Source organism: Corynebacterium sp. Marseille-P8863 (assembly GCF_946902955.1).
GTDB lineage: Bacteria > Actinomycetota > Actinomycetes > Mycobacteriales > Mycobacteriaceae > Corynebacterium > Corynebacterium gottingense.
Genome location: NZ_CAMPQC010000020.1, coordinates 32,415 through 45,977 on the forward strand (window position 1 = coordinate 32,415; position 13,563 = coordinate 45,977).

General features: G+C 60.7%; 15 protein-coding genes, 1 tRNA gene and 1 pseudogene. 11 read left to right on the plus strand and 6 right to left on the minus strand.

What is annotated here, in order from left to right; translation table 11 throughout:
- Positions 1-52: 52 nt before the first annotated feature.
- The 4 genes from OVO38_RS11160 (at position 53) to OVO38_RS11175 (ending at position 2,662) form a co-directional block, all read left to right on the plus strand.
- Positions 53-745 (plus strand): ornithine cyclodeaminase family protein, encoded by a 693-nt coding sequence (locus OVO38_RS11160; RefSeq protein WP_267208525.1) that lies wholly within the window; start codon positions 53-55, stop codon positions 743-745.
- 225 nt (positions 746-970) lie between these two features.
- Entirely contained in the window at positions 971-1,456 is a 486-nt protein-coding gene (locus OVO38_RS11165) for a hypothetical protein (protein ID WP_147453296.1), read from the plus strand.
- A gap of 85 nt (positions 1,457-1,541) precedes the next feature.
- Positions 1,542-2,231, plus strand: a complete 690-nt coding sequence (locus tag OVO38_RS11170) for a hypothetical protein (protein WP_147453295.1) — start codon at positions 1,542-1,544, stop codon at positions 2,229-2,231.
- A complete protein-coding gene (locus tag OVO38_RS11175) occupies positions 2,228-2,662 on the plus strand; it encodes a hypothetical protein (RefSeq protein WP_267208526.1) in 435 nt (144 codons plus the stop codon). The genes OVO38_RS11170 and OVO38_RS11175 overlap by 4 nt, the downstream gene beginning before the upstream one ends.
- Before the next feature lie 506 nt (positions 2,663-3,168).
- Here the strand turns inward: OVO38_RS11175 and OVO38_RS11180 are convergent.
- On the minus strand, positions 3,169-4,008 hold the full coding sequence (locus OVO38_RS11180; protein ID WP_147453294.1) for a hypothetical protein: 840 nt from the start codon (positions 4,006-4,008) through the stop codon (positions 3,169-3,171).
- Between the two features lie 85 nt (positions 4,009-4,093).
- On the opposite strand from OVO38_RS11180, the gene OVO38_RS11185 reads away from it, so the two are divergent.
- On the plus strand, positions 4,094-4,528 hold the full coding sequence (locus OVO38_RS11185; protein ID WP_267208527.1) for a hypothetical protein: 435 nt from the start codon (positions 4,094-4,096) through the stop codon (positions 4,526-4,528).
- Positions 4,529-5,146: 618 nt separating this feature from the next.
- Here the strand turns inward: OVO38_RS11185 and OVO38_RS11195 are convergent.
- Complete coding sequence (locus tag OVO38_RS11195; protein WP_267208528.1) at positions 5,147-7,570, minus strand: DEAD/DEAH box helicase; 2,424 nt, start codon at positions 7,568-7,570, stop codon at positions 5,147-5,149.
- Between the two features lie 152 nt (positions 7,571-7,722).
- Here OVO38_RS11195 and OVO38_RS11200 point away from each other — a divergent pair, with 152 nt between their 5' ends.
- The 3 genes from OVO38_RS11200 to OVO38_RS11210 all read left to right on the plus strand — a co-directional run bounded on the left by OVO38_RS11200 (position 7,723) and on the right by OVO38_RS11210 (position 9,149).
- Positions 7,723-7,929, plus strand: a complete 207-nt coding sequence (locus tag OVO38_RS11200; RefSeq protein ID WP_095275560.1) for a hypothetical protein — start codon at positions 7,723-7,725, stop codon at positions 7,927-7,929.
- A gap of 342 nt (positions 7,930-8,271) precedes the next feature.
- On the plus strand, positions 8,272-8,721 hold the full coding sequence (locus OVO38_RS11205) for a Panacea domain-containing protein (protein WP_267208529.1): 450 nt from the start codon (positions 8,272-8,274) through the stop codon (positions 8,719-8,721).
- A gap of 2 nt (positions 8,722-8,723) precedes the next feature.
- Positions 8,724-9,149: a hypothetical protein gene (locus OVO38_RS11210; protein WP_267208530.1), complete on the plus strand. Its 426-nt coding sequence runs from the start codon at positions 8,724-8,726 to the stop codon at positions 9,147-9,149.
- Between the two features lie 159 nt (positions 9,150-9,308).
- On the opposite strand, the gene OVO38_RS11215 is transcribed toward OVO38_RS11210, so the two are convergent.
- The 3 genes from OVO38_RS11215 to OVO38_RS11225 all read right to left on the minus strand — a co-directional run bounded on the left by OVO38_RS11215 (position 9,309) and on the right by OVO38_RS11225 (position 11,219).
- Complete coding sequence (locus tag OVO38_RS11215) at positions 9,309-10,007, minus strand: type 1 glutamine amidotransferase domain-containing protein (RefSeq protein WP_267208531.1); 699 nt, start codon at positions 10,005-10,007, stop codon at positions 9,309-9,311.
- A gap of 9 nt (positions 10,008-10,016) precedes the next feature.
- Positions 10,017-11,015, minus strand: coding sequence for an NADP-dependent oxidoreductase (locus tag OVO38_RS11220; protein ID WP_267208532.1), 999 nt, complete (start codon positions 11,013-11,015; stop codon positions 10,017-10,019).
- A gap of 131 nt (positions 11,016-11,146) precedes the next feature.
- Positions 11,147-11,219 (minus strand) — tRNA-Asn (locus OVO38_RS11225).
- A gap of 124 nt (positions 11,220-11,343) precedes the next feature.
- Between OVO38_RS11225 and OVO38_RS11230 the strand changes: the two genes are divergently transcribed.
- From OVO38_RS11230 to OVO38_RS11240, 3 genes are read left to right on the plus strand one after another with little or no spacing between them, the layout of a single operon-like run.
- Positions 11,344-11,793, plus strand: coding sequence for a hypothetical protein (locus OVO38_RS11230; protein ID WP_267208533.1), 450 nt, complete (start codon positions 11,344-11,346; stop codon positions 11,791-11,793).
- Between the two features lie 23 nt (positions 11,794-11,816).
- Positions 11,817-12,743: an ornithine cyclodeaminase family protein gene (locus OVO38_RS11235; protein ID WP_267208534.1), complete on the plus strand. Its 927-nt coding sequence runs from the start codon at positions 11,817-11,819 to the stop codon at positions 12,741-12,743.
- A gap of 5 nt (positions 12,744-12,748) precedes the next feature.
- A complete protein-coding gene (locus OVO38_RS11240) occupies positions 12,749-13,336 on the plus strand; it encodes a hypothetical protein (protein ID WP_147453259.1) in 588 nt (195 codons plus the stop codon).
- A gap of 3 nt (positions 13,337-13,339) precedes the next feature.
- Here OVO38_RS11240 and OVO38_RS11245 read toward each other — a convergent pair.
- Positions 13,340-13,563 (minus strand): annotated as a pseudogene (locus OVO38_RS11245) (phytoene/squalene synthase family protein); the annotation flags it as partial.

Sequence of the window (13,563 nt, forward strand, 5' to 3'; positions counted from 1 at the left end):
GTCACCGCCTGGGGTTGCGAAGATGGTGGCTCCGCCGCCGGAGTGCACCGAAATGGGGCTGAGCTTCTCCGGGGAGACACTCACGCCGGAGGTCGTGATGGATGCCGCGGCGCTGACGGAAATCCGGACGCCGGCGGTGGCGGTGGCGGGGGTGTTGGACCGGTTGCGGGCGTCGAGTGAACCGTTGGAGTGCGTGATTGTGGGCGCGGGTGTGCAGGGGCGGGCGCATGCGCGCACGATAGTGGATGTGCTTGAGGGGGTGCGGGAGGTGTCGGTGACGTTTACCTCGCGGAGTGAGCCGGCGGATCTGGCCTACCCGTGGGCCCAGTCGGGGAGTGCTGCGGCCGATGAGGTATTGGGGCGGGCCGGGTTGGTTGTGGTGGCGACTTCTGCGGGGGAACCTGTGGTCGTCGATGGGCAATTGCGCCCTGATGCGACCGTGCTTGCTGTGGGGGGGGCGCACACGGTGGATACGCGGGAGTTGCATGAGGATGTGCTGCGGGGCGCGCAGGCGATTGTGGAGGATGTTGAGGCTGCGCGGCGGGAGGCCGGCGATGTGGCGATCGCGGTGGAGAAGGGGGCGCTTGCGTGGGAGGATGTGGCGACGATGGCTGAGGTTGTGCGCGGGGAGGTGGCGCTGGATCCGGCGCGGCGGGTGGTGTTTAAGACCGTCGGGATGCCGTGGGAGGACCTGGCGGTGGCGAAGGTGATCGCTGGGGAGCGGGTCGCGGGGTGTGATACTTAATTACGAACGTGCCTTCGAAACTGCGGATGATACAGTCTTTGTAGATTCGCGTTCGGGAGGAGTGGAGTGGTCGGGAAAACGTATGGGCCAGAAGATGCGTGGCCGCGCCATCCTCACAAAGACTTAAATGTTCAGGCGCAAAAGGCTAGGTCCCTCGGGTGGTCCGCCAAGCGGAAGAATAGTCACGGAGGATTCGTGATTGTGTGCCCGGCAAAGCAGTGCCGCGTGCGATTTGACTCAACCCCGAAGAACCCAACGAGGGAAGCAAGGAAAGCCGACCGAACCATACGATTGTGTGGGCATTCTTCTGGGCACGGGGATGGGCTGCAGGGAGCGATTGAGGCATTAGACAAGGCGGAACGTCTAATTTGTGCGGCGGACGAACTGCTCACGGCTGAAGAAAAGTTCTGTGAAGCAGCTTTGCAGAACGCGGAAACGCTCATTCAGGGCGCTATAGAATGTGAAGAAAAGGCAAGGGCTTTTCTGAGGGGAGCAGGCTTTGAGGGTACAACAGAAGATCGCGTGGAGGCGAATGCATCGTCGATAGGCGACTACGCAGAGAAGTCCTTGAAAGTTGCCCGGGAGGAGATGGTTCCTCTCTACAAAGATAAACCCCCTCACCCGAACGTGGCACAGGCATGGAACCGCTACGTTGAGCTTCGGGAGCGGCTGGAAAGGGTCCGGGGCAAAATGGGGAGGCAGGAGCGGTAACGGCGCTGCGAGTTTGTTTGTTCTGCAATACACTGATTTACTAGTTGTCAATTGACAACTCGACGCTTGTTGAGAGGGGATGAAGATGGCAACCGTCGTGAGATTGCAAGTCAGAGGAATCGACTTCTCCGATGAAGAGCGGATCGATGCCATCGAAGAACGGGTCCCGGAAGTCTCGTTTGTCCTATCGAACGGCGTTGTTGTTGCGGAGATAGTTCTTGAAGGGCAACAGCAGAACGCCTTTAGCGAAGCGACCGATGTCTTCCACAAACTCAAAGCCCACGACGGATTGGTTCTCGACAGAGTTGAGCCTCTTCTAGTTAACACCTCTGATATTGCGGGCCTAGTGGGCTTGACCCGCCAGGCAGTGATGAAGTGGGTGACGAACCCTGACTATTCCTTCCCGAGGGAAGAGGGGTGTGTAGGAGCGGGAGAACGTCCACAAAAGATCTGGAGTCTGTACTCCGTTAATGAATGGCTCTTTGACGTGGCCAAGATCGATCTTGGGCTAGAGCTGCCGACTCCCGAGTTAGTGCGGAGTATCGACGCCTTTTTGGTTAAAGAGACTGAGCCGGTATCGGAAGAGTGGGAATCTCTCTTGGTTGCGGGTATTTCTGCGGTGGTTAAAGAATCAACTGCGACTGTTCGATCCTCAACCCACGAGGAATGGTCGGAGGGGTACTGGGACTTTTCGTTCTCGGCGCAGCCCATCGTGTCGGGACGGGCTGAAAGGGGCCGAAGGATTGAAGTTGCTGGGAAGGGTGCCACATCGTGAGTGCGGGAAACGCAGGGTTTAAAGCGGCGGATGATTGTTTTGTAGTGGACATCCGCTTGGTTTCCATAAAGGCAGATGCTCTGAAATACGAGATCCCGCATGAAGGCGTCCGTGTTCAGTTCGAATTGGGCCAATTTCAGGGCAGAAAGATTGAAGAAGGTGCGCGAGTACGCGCCAGAGCAGAGACCACTTTTTATGCCGATGGTGACCTGGATCGAGTGCTGGCAGAAATTGAGCTCTGGTACGAAGTTGATTTGTCCATCTCAGAGGGGCAAGCAGAAGCTGCCATTCACGATGCCGATCGAAAAAGTGAGATCATCGAATCTTATGTCGCCCCCGCCTTGTTCCCGTTTGTACGACAAAAAATTCACGAACTGACCAATGAACTTCCTCTACTGCCGGTGTTGCTCCCGATAGACACTTTGCGTTAGGTGGGGGAGTGGCTGGACGAGGTGCCGCTTTAGCCTGCGTCCAGCGTTGTCGAGGGAACGTCTGATTCGCGGACTACATATTGTGCGTACGAAGTTTCCAGCTGAGGTTTCGAACTCATCAACTGCAAGCCGGCCATCGCCCGTGTTGGCTGTTGCGATCTTGTTCCTGGTACCGATGCCGTGACTAGCTGGTTGCGTTTCAGTGCTAATCCGGTAGAGGCCACTGAAGTAGCCGGAACGCTGGGTAGCGTGATCCGTGAGCCCCGGCACTTCCGAGATAAGCAAGCCGCTGATTGAACCCTAAGCAGCGCGATGATCAGTCATCTGATGGCGCACGTGTGTCGTCTGGGATCGAGGGTGAATCGAGGCGCTGCCGTATAAGGTGAAACTTGGGGCAGTCCGCATCGCCGAGGTAGATCGCTACCTGATTCCCACCTGAGCGCTACCGGAAAGTCACCACGGCGCCCCATTTTCTTACTTCAAGCACGTTTACGGTACTGGATGACCTAAAGTGCCGGCTGAATGCCGTTAGTCTTCATCCAAGTATTCAGAGATTGCTCAACTGTATTTAGATAAGGGATCAAATTGTTGAGATAGTCTAGGTACTCTTTCACGTCATCGTTTGGTCGAAAACTTGCTACCGACTCAGTGGCGAGAACCGCCGAGCGTAATGCGCTAATCACAAAACGGGCGGAAAGTAGCTCGAGTCTAGCTGGGGCATGTTGATTGAAGATAAAGTGCTTGTAGGCAGTCCAAGCATTTCGATGTGTATAGCTACTGAGAAGCTTGTACAAGTTGGTTTCCGCTACGTCGCCAAGCGTGTTTGCGACTAGCTTTCCAAAACCGGGGACTTTGAAATCTTGGCCTCGATGACGATTAATATGCACAGCCACCGCGGTGGTGAGAGCTTCGTCGACCTCTGGAACCAGATCTCGTTGCTTGTCCTCCTTTATGTCCAAGGTTACCGCCCGCATCGCCCAAAAAGTTCTTTCGATGTCGCCGAAAGAGTTAATGAAAAGAAGGAGGCTGCAGTTTTCGACCACTGATCGGGAGAGAGGGGCGACAATCACTGGCGAGACAAAATCATTGTCCAGTGTCCTGTTAAGGAAATGAAGCGACCCGCCACATAACTCTGTAATCGATCGAGTCAATTCCTCCGGTGTCATGGCGACATTGAAGTCGGAGTCTTCGAAGTACGCGTTTATGCGAGCTTTAACAGCGGCGTCGAGATCCGGATCCACGTCGCCAACAAGCTTCATTAGCTGGGAAATCTCGCGACAGAGTCGTGCTAAAGCGCCTAACCACTCCGAGGGAAACGGTCGTGAGTAGTTGATGTGCGTGTGCATTCTCGGGCCCTAATCTCCGGTCATTCTTCGCAGCTTATTAGGCTCGAGTATAGGGGATGGACACGGGTATCCAGCGGCGGCGGAAGTGCTTCCGGAATCGTCGCCTTTCGGCGAGTCGGGCAGTGCCGAGGCTGATGAGGTGTTGGGGCGGGCCGGGTTGGTTGTGGTGGCGACTTCTGCGGGGGAACCTGTGGTCGTCGATGGGCAATTGCGAGCTGATGCGACGGTGCTTGCTGTGGGGGCGCACACGGTGGATACGCGGGAGTTGCATGAGGATGTGCTGCGGGGCGCGCAGGTGATTGTGGAGGATGTTGAGGCTGCGCGGCGGGAGGCCGGCGATGTGGCGATCGCGGTGGAGAAGGGGGCGCTTGCGTGGGAGGATGTGGCGACTATGGCTGAGGTTGTGCGCGGGGAGGTGGCGCTGGATCCGGCGCGGCGGGTGGTGTTTAAGACCGTCGGGATGCCGTGGGAGGACCTGGCGGTGGCGAGGGCTGTCGCCGGCCAGGCCCAAGCGGGGTGAGGCTTAGGCGAGATCCTTGACTAGGCGCTGCGCGAACTCACGCGACGAGGACGGGTTCTGCCCGGTGTACAGGTTGCCGTCGACAGTGACGTAGGACGCCCACGGCTCCGGCGCCTAGTCGTACTCAGCGCCGAGGGCGACGAGCCGGTCTTCGAGCAGCCACGGCGCCTTGTCGGCGAGCCCACCGGCGCGCTCTAGGGTGTGACCAGTTCTTCGGCCTAGAAGCCGGTGGGGTGGGACGTGCCGTCGTTAAGCGTCCAGTGCTTAGCTGCCGTATGTCATGTCTAGGGACTCCTTGTCCAAAAAGTCCCTAGACATGACATCGCTAGCTCGTAGCTCAGCACGTCGAATCGGCTGAGCGGACAGCTAGTAGGGCCCACGGCACGTTTAAGGCGCACTGTCTCGGCTGTTACTCGATACCCGCCCGAGCGTTACCAGAAACCCACCACGCCGTTACTAACTACGTGGCCCAAACACTTCGAAGTGTAGCCCATTGGCGCTCGTTGAAAAGTCGCCCAGTGTGGCTGCAGAGTGATGGTGGCACCGGCGAATGCAGCGTTGTTACGTGGCTTCATGGAGACGGTCCGGGATGGTTGGATGATACATAGCACGTGTCACTTATGGGATCGGGCAGGCGTCGATAAGCGAAAGCCCTGGGGTGAAGCCTTGCTGGCGCACGACGCGGCTGCGCTTGCGGAATGCGGCGGTGAGCGCGGGCACGCGGTGGTCGTGGAAGTCGAAGATGGTGGCGGAGGTTGAGGCGTCGCGGGTGACGCGGCCGATCTGTTGGATGATGTTGCCTTTGAACGCGACTGGGGCGGCCAAGACGAGGGCGTCCAGAGCCGGGAGGTCTATGCCCTCGCCGGCGATCTGCGTCATGGCGATGAGCACGAAACGGGGCGCGGTGGTGAGCGACCTGCGGGTTGCTGTGCGGTCTTTCGTCTGCTGCGCGCCGTGAAGGGTGAAGACGGGGATGGGGAGGTCCGGGTGGTTGCGGGCGAGGAGCGTTTCGAGCGTGGTGATGTGCTCGCGGCGCTTCACCAGGACGAGGACGTTCTTACCCCTGGTGGCGGCGCGGGCGATGGTTTCGGCGATGAGAGCGTTGCGGGCGGGGTCGGCGGCAAGGGCGTTGTCGAGGTCGGGCCAGTAGAGGTGTGGCTCGTCGAAGGTGAACTCGGTGGTCTGCACGACGTAGTGCTTTGGGCCCGGGCGCTCAATCTCCATGGTGTGACGGATCGGGCCGCAGACAAGCGGTAAGAGAGCGTCAAGGCCGTCGGAGCGGAACGGAGTGGCGGTAAGCCCGGTGACGAAGCGGACGTTGAGGTCTGCAAGCACGCGGGTAAGGCCGGCGGCGCCGACGCGGTGGCACTCGTCGATGATGATGTAGCCGTAGTCGGCGAGGAAATCCGTGCGGGAGTCGGTACGGCTGATCGACTGGGATGTGATGATGTCGATGTTGCCGCTCAGCTTTTTCGCCTTACCGCCGTACTGGCCGATGGTGGGGCTTTGTGTGGGGCTGTTTGCGGGGCTCTTGAGGAAGGTGGTGAGCGCGTCGCGCCACTGGGCGGCGAGCTCCACGTTGGGCACGATGATGGCGGTAGGGACTTGGCGATGCGCGATCAACGCGCAGGCCATGACGGTCTTGCCCGCACCCGGCGGGGCGACGAGGATGCCGGTGCGATGTTTGCGCATTGCGACGACGGCTGCGCGCTGTTCGGACCGCAGCTCGCCGGTGAACTCCGTGGGCATGGTGCGCGGCTTTGGGGTTTTGCTGCGCCGGGTGACGGTGTAGCCGGCGGTTTTAAGGATGCTGATGGCTTCGTCGAGAGCACCGCGGTCGAGGGTGAGCGTGCCGTCGTGTTCGTCGAAACGGATGATCAGGCGCGGAGTCTGGTAGGTCGACAGCCGTTGGGCCTGGCGGATGTAGAACTGCGGGTTGGGGATCGCGCCGAGGTGACGAAGTGCGGTGGTGGCGTCGACGCCTTCGAGACTGATATGGACTCGGGAATCGTGCGTAACTCGGACGTTGCCGGAACGCTTGAGCGCTTTGAGTTCTGCCTTTGTGGGCGGTTGGGGCAGTTGGGTCTCCGGGTCTGGTTGGAGGGCCGCGGCGATCTTTTTGAGCTGTTGTATGGAGGCTTTGGTGGTGTTGGCGAGGGCGGCGAACTGGTCGTCGGCGGACTCGAATTCGTTGTTGACGAAGACGGTGCGCTGCTCGGCTCGATGCTGACCGGCGAGCGGAAGTGCAATCAGGTTGCCGAAGCCGCGGCGCTTGCCAGGCAGCGTGTCCTGGGAAGGAAAGAAGCGGTCGAAGCTGGCGAAGTACTGCTTCGGGCTGGCCTTGGCCAGCAGTCCGATGCCTACGGTTCGGGCAAGGGAGGCCGGAACGGGCTCGTTGAAGAAGAGCCATACGTGTGCGCCGGTGCCGGAGCGGGAGAGCTCGATGAGTGGGTCCAGGCCGAACTCGCGACAGGTTGTGGCGTATGCGCGGGCCGCGGTGCGGAAGTCGGCATCGTCGAAATCGCACGCCAGGAGGAAGCAGGTGTCGCCCTTGCACAGCGGGTACAGGCCGACGTGGAGGGTGTTGTCGCGGCGGAGGTGCTGCTCGAGGACCTTCGAAGTGAGTGGCTTGAGATTCGGGTTGTTCCGGTCGTAGCGTCCGTAGGAGGCGGGTGACCAGCCCTTCTTCTCGCCGTTGCGCCAGGCGGTGGCGAACACGTCCTCGCGGCCGCGAAAGTAGTCCGCGAACAGGCGGAGCTTGGCGTCGGGGGAGGAGGTGTTGGTGATTTTTGCGGCTCCGAATGGTGCAGTTTCGGGTTGTGCTGCGGTTTCGGCTTCTTGCGCAGTTTCGGCAGCGAGTGGGGGCTGTGGAGCGGAATCTTCGGTGTTGGTGGTGCTGGCGCTATTGGATTTGGTGGCGCGGTTGGTCGCTGTGGGCGCTGATTGCGTGAGGAAAGTCTCGAAGTCGTCGGTGCCGAGCAGCTTGGCGAGCGCGCGCTCGAGAAGCTGCACGCGAGCCTCGAGATCGTGCGTATTCGGCATGAGAGCTCCACGGGGTCGAGAGTGTGGGATTGTACGAGGTCAGTGTAATTGGTGCGGAGAGCTTGGAATAGAGCGATTACCGCTATGGTGATAAACGATTGCCACTCCGAAGTATGTATGTGGGTCGAATTTTCGCGAGGAGGAGGAACCAAATGCAGTTAGAATTGCAGCGTACGAATGATGCAGAGCTGAGCGCCCGGAAGCGGAGCCTTTTGTCCGAGCTCGAAGCGTTGTTAGGCGAAAAAGATGCTGCACCGGAAAACCTACGGGTCTTAGCGGATTCAGGGTCTCTGACTCAACAAGAACGCGCCATCTACGATGAATTGCGTCGCGTAAAGATTCTTTTGCAGGAAGACTGAACTTTGGGCGGGGGCTCAACAATATTCGGATCGGAAGGCACAGGAAGCGGTAAAATTCCTCCAAAATGCGCTAGATCTTGTTCTTGCGAGTTTCCCCCTTGAGACTCCGAATGACGTCGCGGCTTCAGTTGAGTTAAACGAAGATCGTGGAACGGTTGTGGGGGGATCTTCTTGTACCGCTCGTTCATGGAGCGGGACAATATGGCATTGACGTTTCTGCTTCGGCAAGTGAGATTTTTGGGTTCAAATTATTGAAGCCACAATCTGCCGAGCATCTTACGTAATAGCATTGGTGTCAAGCAGGTGATGTATCGTTGGCGATGCGACGAGAGGAGGAGCACAATGAAACAGTTAAGCGCACGGCAAATTGCTGAATGGTTTGTAGCATGGGCCGAAGAAGTTGATGGTGCGGACATTACGCAACTTAAGCTGCAAAAGCTCCTCTACTACGCAAAAGGGCTGTACATGCGATCCTCAGCCGGACTCTCGCTCTTTGCAGATCGGATGGAGGCTTGGGCTCATGGGCCAGTGGTGGTCGACATTTATCACCAGGTCAAGAGCTATGGAAAGCTTCCTATTGACCCCAACGAGTTCGTCTCGAAAGATTTTAACTGGGACGATTTCCGCGATGTTGAGCAAGTGCTGATCGAAACCTGGGATAAATACGGCCCATACTCCGCCTGGGCATTGCGCAACAAGACCCATGCTGAGTCCCCGTGGCAGAAGAATTTCGTAGACGGCGAGCGAGGAGCGGAGATCTCTGACGCCGACCTCAAAGAGCATTTCTGTTAGGAATGAGTATTAAGCGTAAGGGGTCTCGGCCTTCCCGAGGAAAGCCAAGTGCTCCTGATCAAGATGTTTTAGCTTTACTGCGCGGTCAAAAAGACGAGTATCCGCTCCTTTCGATGAGGTTTCTTCAAAAGGATTGGGGTTTTAGTCCCTTGGACGACTCTATGCGCCTCGCCTTTCTGGAAAAGTGGCATAAACGATCGTCGTTCACGTGGAAAGAGTTGGCGCAGCACCAGAGACATGGATTGGGGTCGGAGTTTATCCCGAGTAGCCAAATCAAGCCAGCAATTCCCCGGCAGTTCCAGGACGTAGAAAAATTTAGAGTTTTCCGTCATCAAGGAAACCTGCCATTTGTTGGTTGGAGGGATGGGGCCATTTTCTACCTCATCTGGATCGAAAAGGAATACAACGATCTTTACAACCACTCATAGTTGGCCCGGAGCAGCGCAAGAAGCCCTAGCGCAGTTGCGGTAGGGCGAACAGCATCTGCGGTGGCGGAAATGAGCCTTAACCGCCCTTTGGGGTGAAGAGTCAGCTGTAAGAATTCAAGCGCTGTAGCCCCAATGGGCGGCGAGGCCTATCGTCTCAGTTTAGGCAAGGTCTTTCACGAGGCGCTCTGCGAGTTCCTTCGACGATGCCGGGTTCTGCCCGGTGTAGAGGTTGTCGTCGACGGCGACGTAGGGCGCGCCCGCCTCCGGTGCCTTGGTGTACTCCGCCCCCAGCGCCACGAGACGGTCCTCGAGCAGCCACGGCGCCTTGTCGGCGAGCCCAGCGGCGCGTTCTTCATCATTGGAAAACCCCGTCATTGTCCGCCCGGAGAACGGGGAGCCACCCTGCGCATTCTCAGTGGCCAGGACAGCGGCCGGGGCGTGGCAAAGAAGGGCCACTGGCGCGTTGCTTGCCATGCGCTCGGTGAGGATGTGGGCGGACGTCTCGTTGACCGCAAGGTCCTCCATCGGTCCATGCCCGCCGGGGTAGAAGACGAGGTCGTAGTTTTCGGACTCGACGTCGTCGAGATCAAGCGGTTTGGCCAGAACTGGCTCCAACGCCTCAAGTTTCGTCTTTACCGCCGCAAGGGTCTCCGCGTCGCCCGCGCTGTCATCCAGGCTTACCTTGTCAACGGTCGGAGCGACCCCGCCCGGCGTTGCCACGTCCACGTCCCAGCCAGCATCGGTGAAGATTGCATACGGGGTCACCAGCTCTTCGGCCCAGAAGCCGGTGGGGTGGAGCGTGCCGTCGTTAAGCGTCCAATGCTCTGCTGCTGAAACGATCATAAGTACCTTGGTCATGGTGTCCTCCTAAAATTTGACGATCATTTTGCCGGTGTTGCCGCCCTCGAACAGCTCGAGGAACGCCTTCGGCATGCTGTCGATGCCTTCGCGCACCGTGGTCTCGTAGCCAATTGATCCATCGACGACGAGTGGGGCGATCTTCTGCTGAAACTCCTCGGCAAGGTGGGAGTACTGGCCAACCACGAATCCGCGCAGCGTCAGACACTTACCGATGGCCAGTCCCAGGTTGCGCGGGCCCGGCGCCGGCTCTGTGTCGTTGTACTGGGCGATCGCCCCGCACATCGCGATGCGGCCGAACGTATTCGCGTTCGCGATCGCGGCCTCGAGGTGATCACCGCCGACGTTGTCGAAATAGACGTCGACGCCCTCGGGCGCAGCCTTGGCGAGCTGGCCTTTGACGTCGCCGTCCTTGTAGTTGAACGCTGCATCGAAGCCGAGGCCGGTGATGTAGTCGATCTTTTCCGCGGAACCCGCAGACCCGATCACCTTCGCTGCGCCCAGGTGCTTCGCAATTTGGCCTGCTGCGGAACCCACAGCGCCCGCCGCACCCGAGATGAACACGACATCGCCCTGCTTCATCTCGCCGACGGCGGTCAGCCCGACGTACGCGGTCAAACCGGTCAGGCCGAGGATGCCCAGATATGCCTCGGCAGGAGCAATGCTGGTGTCAATGCGTTCCGCCTGGTCCTCGTGCAATACAGCGTGGGTGCGCCAGCCGGCAAAGTGCCGGACAGTGTCGCCCACTTTGAACTTGTCCGAGCGGGACTCTGCGACTGTGCCGACCGCAGTGCCGGTCAGCGGCTGGTCGATTTGAAACGGCTCGATGTAAGACTTCGTGTCGTTCATCCGGCCACGCATGTACGGGTCGACACTGGCGAAGGTGTTCTGGACAAGGATCTGGCCATCGGCCAGCTCTGGCAGCTCTACCTCCTCGAGACGGAAGTTCTCGCTATTCGGCGCCCCCTCGGGGCGAGAGGCGAGAACCCACTGTTTGGCTGTAGTCAACGCATTCCTCCTTCATGGTTGTGGCACTTGAGTATTCGTAGGAACGCAGTGCGGGGCTTCGCTATTCCATGCCCGCAGACCAAACGCGAAACCCCGCACTCCGTGGGGAGCGCGGGGTCTTGCAAGTACTGCTCCTCCAACTGGGCTCGAACCAGTGACCCTTCGATTAACAGTCGAATGCTCTGCCAACTGAGCTATGGAGGAATATTTTCTTTGTTGCTCTGTGCAACGGTTAATCATTTTGGCGCATATCCGGAGAAAAACAAAATCGCCTGTTCAGAGGGGGTAAATCGCGCATAAGGCATGCGCAAGTGTTAGTGTTTGATTCATGAATTCACGCATCATCGCCGCCGCCACCGCGCTCACGGTGGCCACCGCTTCGCTCACCGCCGCACCCGCCCACGCCGCGAATGGGGACACCGTCAATCTGGGAGGTAGGCCCGTGGTCCGCCAGGACGCGTCCGAGATCCTGGACAGCATGAGCTCGGTGAAGAACAACTACGAAAAGGCCGCGGGCTCCAGCCTGGACGACCTGGTCGCGGGCAAGGGCGGCTCCTCCGAGCAGGGCAAGTCCACCACCACGGAGGTTGTTCTTTCCGTGCTGTTTGGCCTCGGCGCGGTCGCGGTGACCGGCTACTACATGGTGCAGGAGGGCATGATCCCCAACCCGCTGCCGGGCGTGCTGCCCTCGCCGCAGCCGAAGCAGGACCAGGACAGGGACAAGGACGACTCGCGCCACCTCGACGACGGCGCAGCCTCGCTCAAGGGCCGCGTCTAGTCGCCTCCACGTAGGGTGGGCCCATGCGTTTTATTGATCACGATGACGTCTTGCGCACGGTGTCGCCGGCGGAGGCCGTCGAGAAGCTGCGCCAGACCCTCGCCGCGGGTTTCGACCCCGCCACTGACCCGCTCCGCACCAAGGTGCCGCTCCCGCACGGAGAGATGCACCTCATGCCGTCGGCGGCCGGCACCGCGGTGGGCGTGAAAATCCTGGGCATCCAGCCCGCGGGCTCCACGGTGGACGTCCCGCTCGTGCAGGGGTCCTACCTGCTCATGGGCTCCGAGACGCTCACGCCGCACACGCTTATCGACGCCACCGCGCTCACCACCCTCCGCACCCCCGCAGCCTCAATCGCTGGGGTGCTGGACCGGCTCACGGCCTCGAACGAACCGTTGGACGTGGCCATTTTCGGCACGGGGGCGCAGGGCCTCGGCCACGCCGCGACCCTGGAAAGCGTCCTGGAAGGGGTGCGCGAGCCGCGCATCACTTTCATCTCGCGCACGGAGCCTGCCGACCTGGCCTACCCCTGGGCCGCGTCCGGCTCCGCGGCGGCGCAGGACGCACTCGCCCGCGCCGGCCTGGTCATCACGGCGACCACGTCGCCTGAACCCATCGTCACGGGCGCGGAGCTTCGCAAGGACGCCACCGTCCTCGCCGTCGGCGCCCACACCGCGGACGCCCGCGAGCTGGCCGCAGACGTCTTCACCGATGCCCAGGTGATCGTGGAGGACCCGACCGTGGCCTACCGCGAGGGCGGCGACGTGGTGCTCGCCACCGAGGAAGGCACCGTGCGCCGCGAGGACCTCATCACGATGGCCCAGGTGGTGCGCGGCGAGGTCGCGCTCGACCCGGACCGCCGCGTGGTGTTCAAGACGGTGGGCATGCCGTGGCAGGACCTCGCCACCGCCCAGGCCGTCGCGCAGGCGGCCGAAAACCCGTTAGAGTAGTGGGCATGAAGAACACGCTGCTTTCCCTCGGTGTCGCCTCCGCCGTCGCCGCCACCGCCGTTTGCCCCGCCTACGCCGCCGAACCGGCCCGGGAGTCTTCGTCGCTGAGCCCCGGCGCCATCGCCGGCATCAGCCTGGGCGTGCTGGCGCTCGTCGGTGCCGGCAGCTACGTCGCCGTCTCGCAGGGGCTTATCGACGTCCCCGGTTTGGAGATCCCGGAGGTTCCGGGGCTTGGCGAGCTCGCCGCGCTGGCGGGCGCCGCCGGCATCGCCATCCCGGCGCTCGGCGCCGGCGCGGCCAATGGTAGCCACGCGAAGGCCGCCTCCTGCCAGCCGGGCGCGTTTGATCAGCTCGTCCCCGGGTGGCCCAACCACACCGGTACGAACGTGGACTACTGCGACGGCAAGTGGGCGGTCGCGGGCGCGAACCAGACCGACTGGATCGTCGCCTTCCGCGCTGACGGCGAGCAGTGGCACGTGGTCGAGCCCGACGGCAAGACGGAGACCGGTTTCAAGTGCTACAACACCGGCCGCCTGCGCGAGCAGGGCGCGCCCCAGGAGTTCACCGACAAGCTGCTCAACTGCGCGGTGTAGCTGTTACTGACGCAGCGCCCGGGCCGCGATCGCGAGCTTGCGGTGATTGGGCACGCGCACGCGGGTGGTGCGCAGCTGGGCCGGAGGAGTCGCCTCGATGCGGTCGGTGAGTTCTTCGAAGAGGGCGGTGGCTGCGCGTACCGCCGGGCGGACCCGGGCCGGTAGATTGGGGATCTGCTCCTTGGCCTGGGCGAGTTCGGTGCGGATTTGGGGGATGAAGGGGTGGG

What these genes read in the sequence shown, in the direction of transcription:
- OVO38_RS11160 (WP_267208525.1), top strand. Translation starts at nt 53, where the DNA reads ATGGGGCTGAGCTTCTCCGGGGAGACACTCACGCCGGAGGTCGTGATG.
- OVO38_RS11170 (WP_147453295.1), top strand. Translation starts at nt 1,542, where the DNA reads ATGGCAACCGTCGTGAGATTGCAAGTCAGAGGAATCGACTTCTCCGAT.
- OVO38_RS11180 (WP_147453294.1), bottom strand. Translation starts at nt 4,008, where the DNA reads ATGCACACGCACATCAACTACTCACGACCGTTTCCCTCGGAGTGGTTA.
- OVO38_RS11195 (WP_267208528.1), bottom strand. Translation starts at nt 7,570, where the DNA reads ATGCCGAATACGCACGATCTCGAGGCTCGCGTGCAGCTTCTCGAGCGC.
- OVO38_RS11200 (WP_095275560.1), top strand. Translation starts at nt 7,723, where the DNA reads ATGCAGTTAGAATTGCAGCGTACGAATGATGCAGAGCTGAGCGCCCGG.
- OVO38_RS11205 (WP_267208529.1), top strand. Translation starts at nt 8,272, where the DNA reads ATGAAACAGTTAAGCGCACGGCAAATTGCTGAATGGTTTGTAGCATGG.
- OVO38_RS11210 (WP_267208530.1), top strand. Translation starts at nt 8,724, where the DNA reads ATGAGTATTAAGCGTAAGGGGTCTCGGCCTTCCCGAGGAAAGCCAAGT.
- OVO38_RS11215 (WP_267208531.1), bottom strand. Translation starts at nt 10,007, where the DNA reads ATGACCAAGGTACTTATGATCGTTTCAGCAGCAGAGCATTGGACGCTT.
- OVO38_RS11230 (WP_267208533.1), top strand. Translation starts at nt 11,344, where the DNA reads ATGAATTCACGCATCATCGCCGCCGCCACCGCGCTCACGGTGGCCACC.
- OVO38_RS11235 (WP_267208534.1), top strand. Translation starts at nt 11,817, where the DNA reads ATGCGTTTTATTGATCACGATGACGTCTTGCGCACGGTGTCGCCGGCG.
- OVO38_RS11240 (WP_147453259.1), top strand. Translation starts at nt 12,749, where the DNA reads ATGAAGAACACGCTGCTTTCCCTCGGTGTCGCCTCCGCCGTCGCCGCC.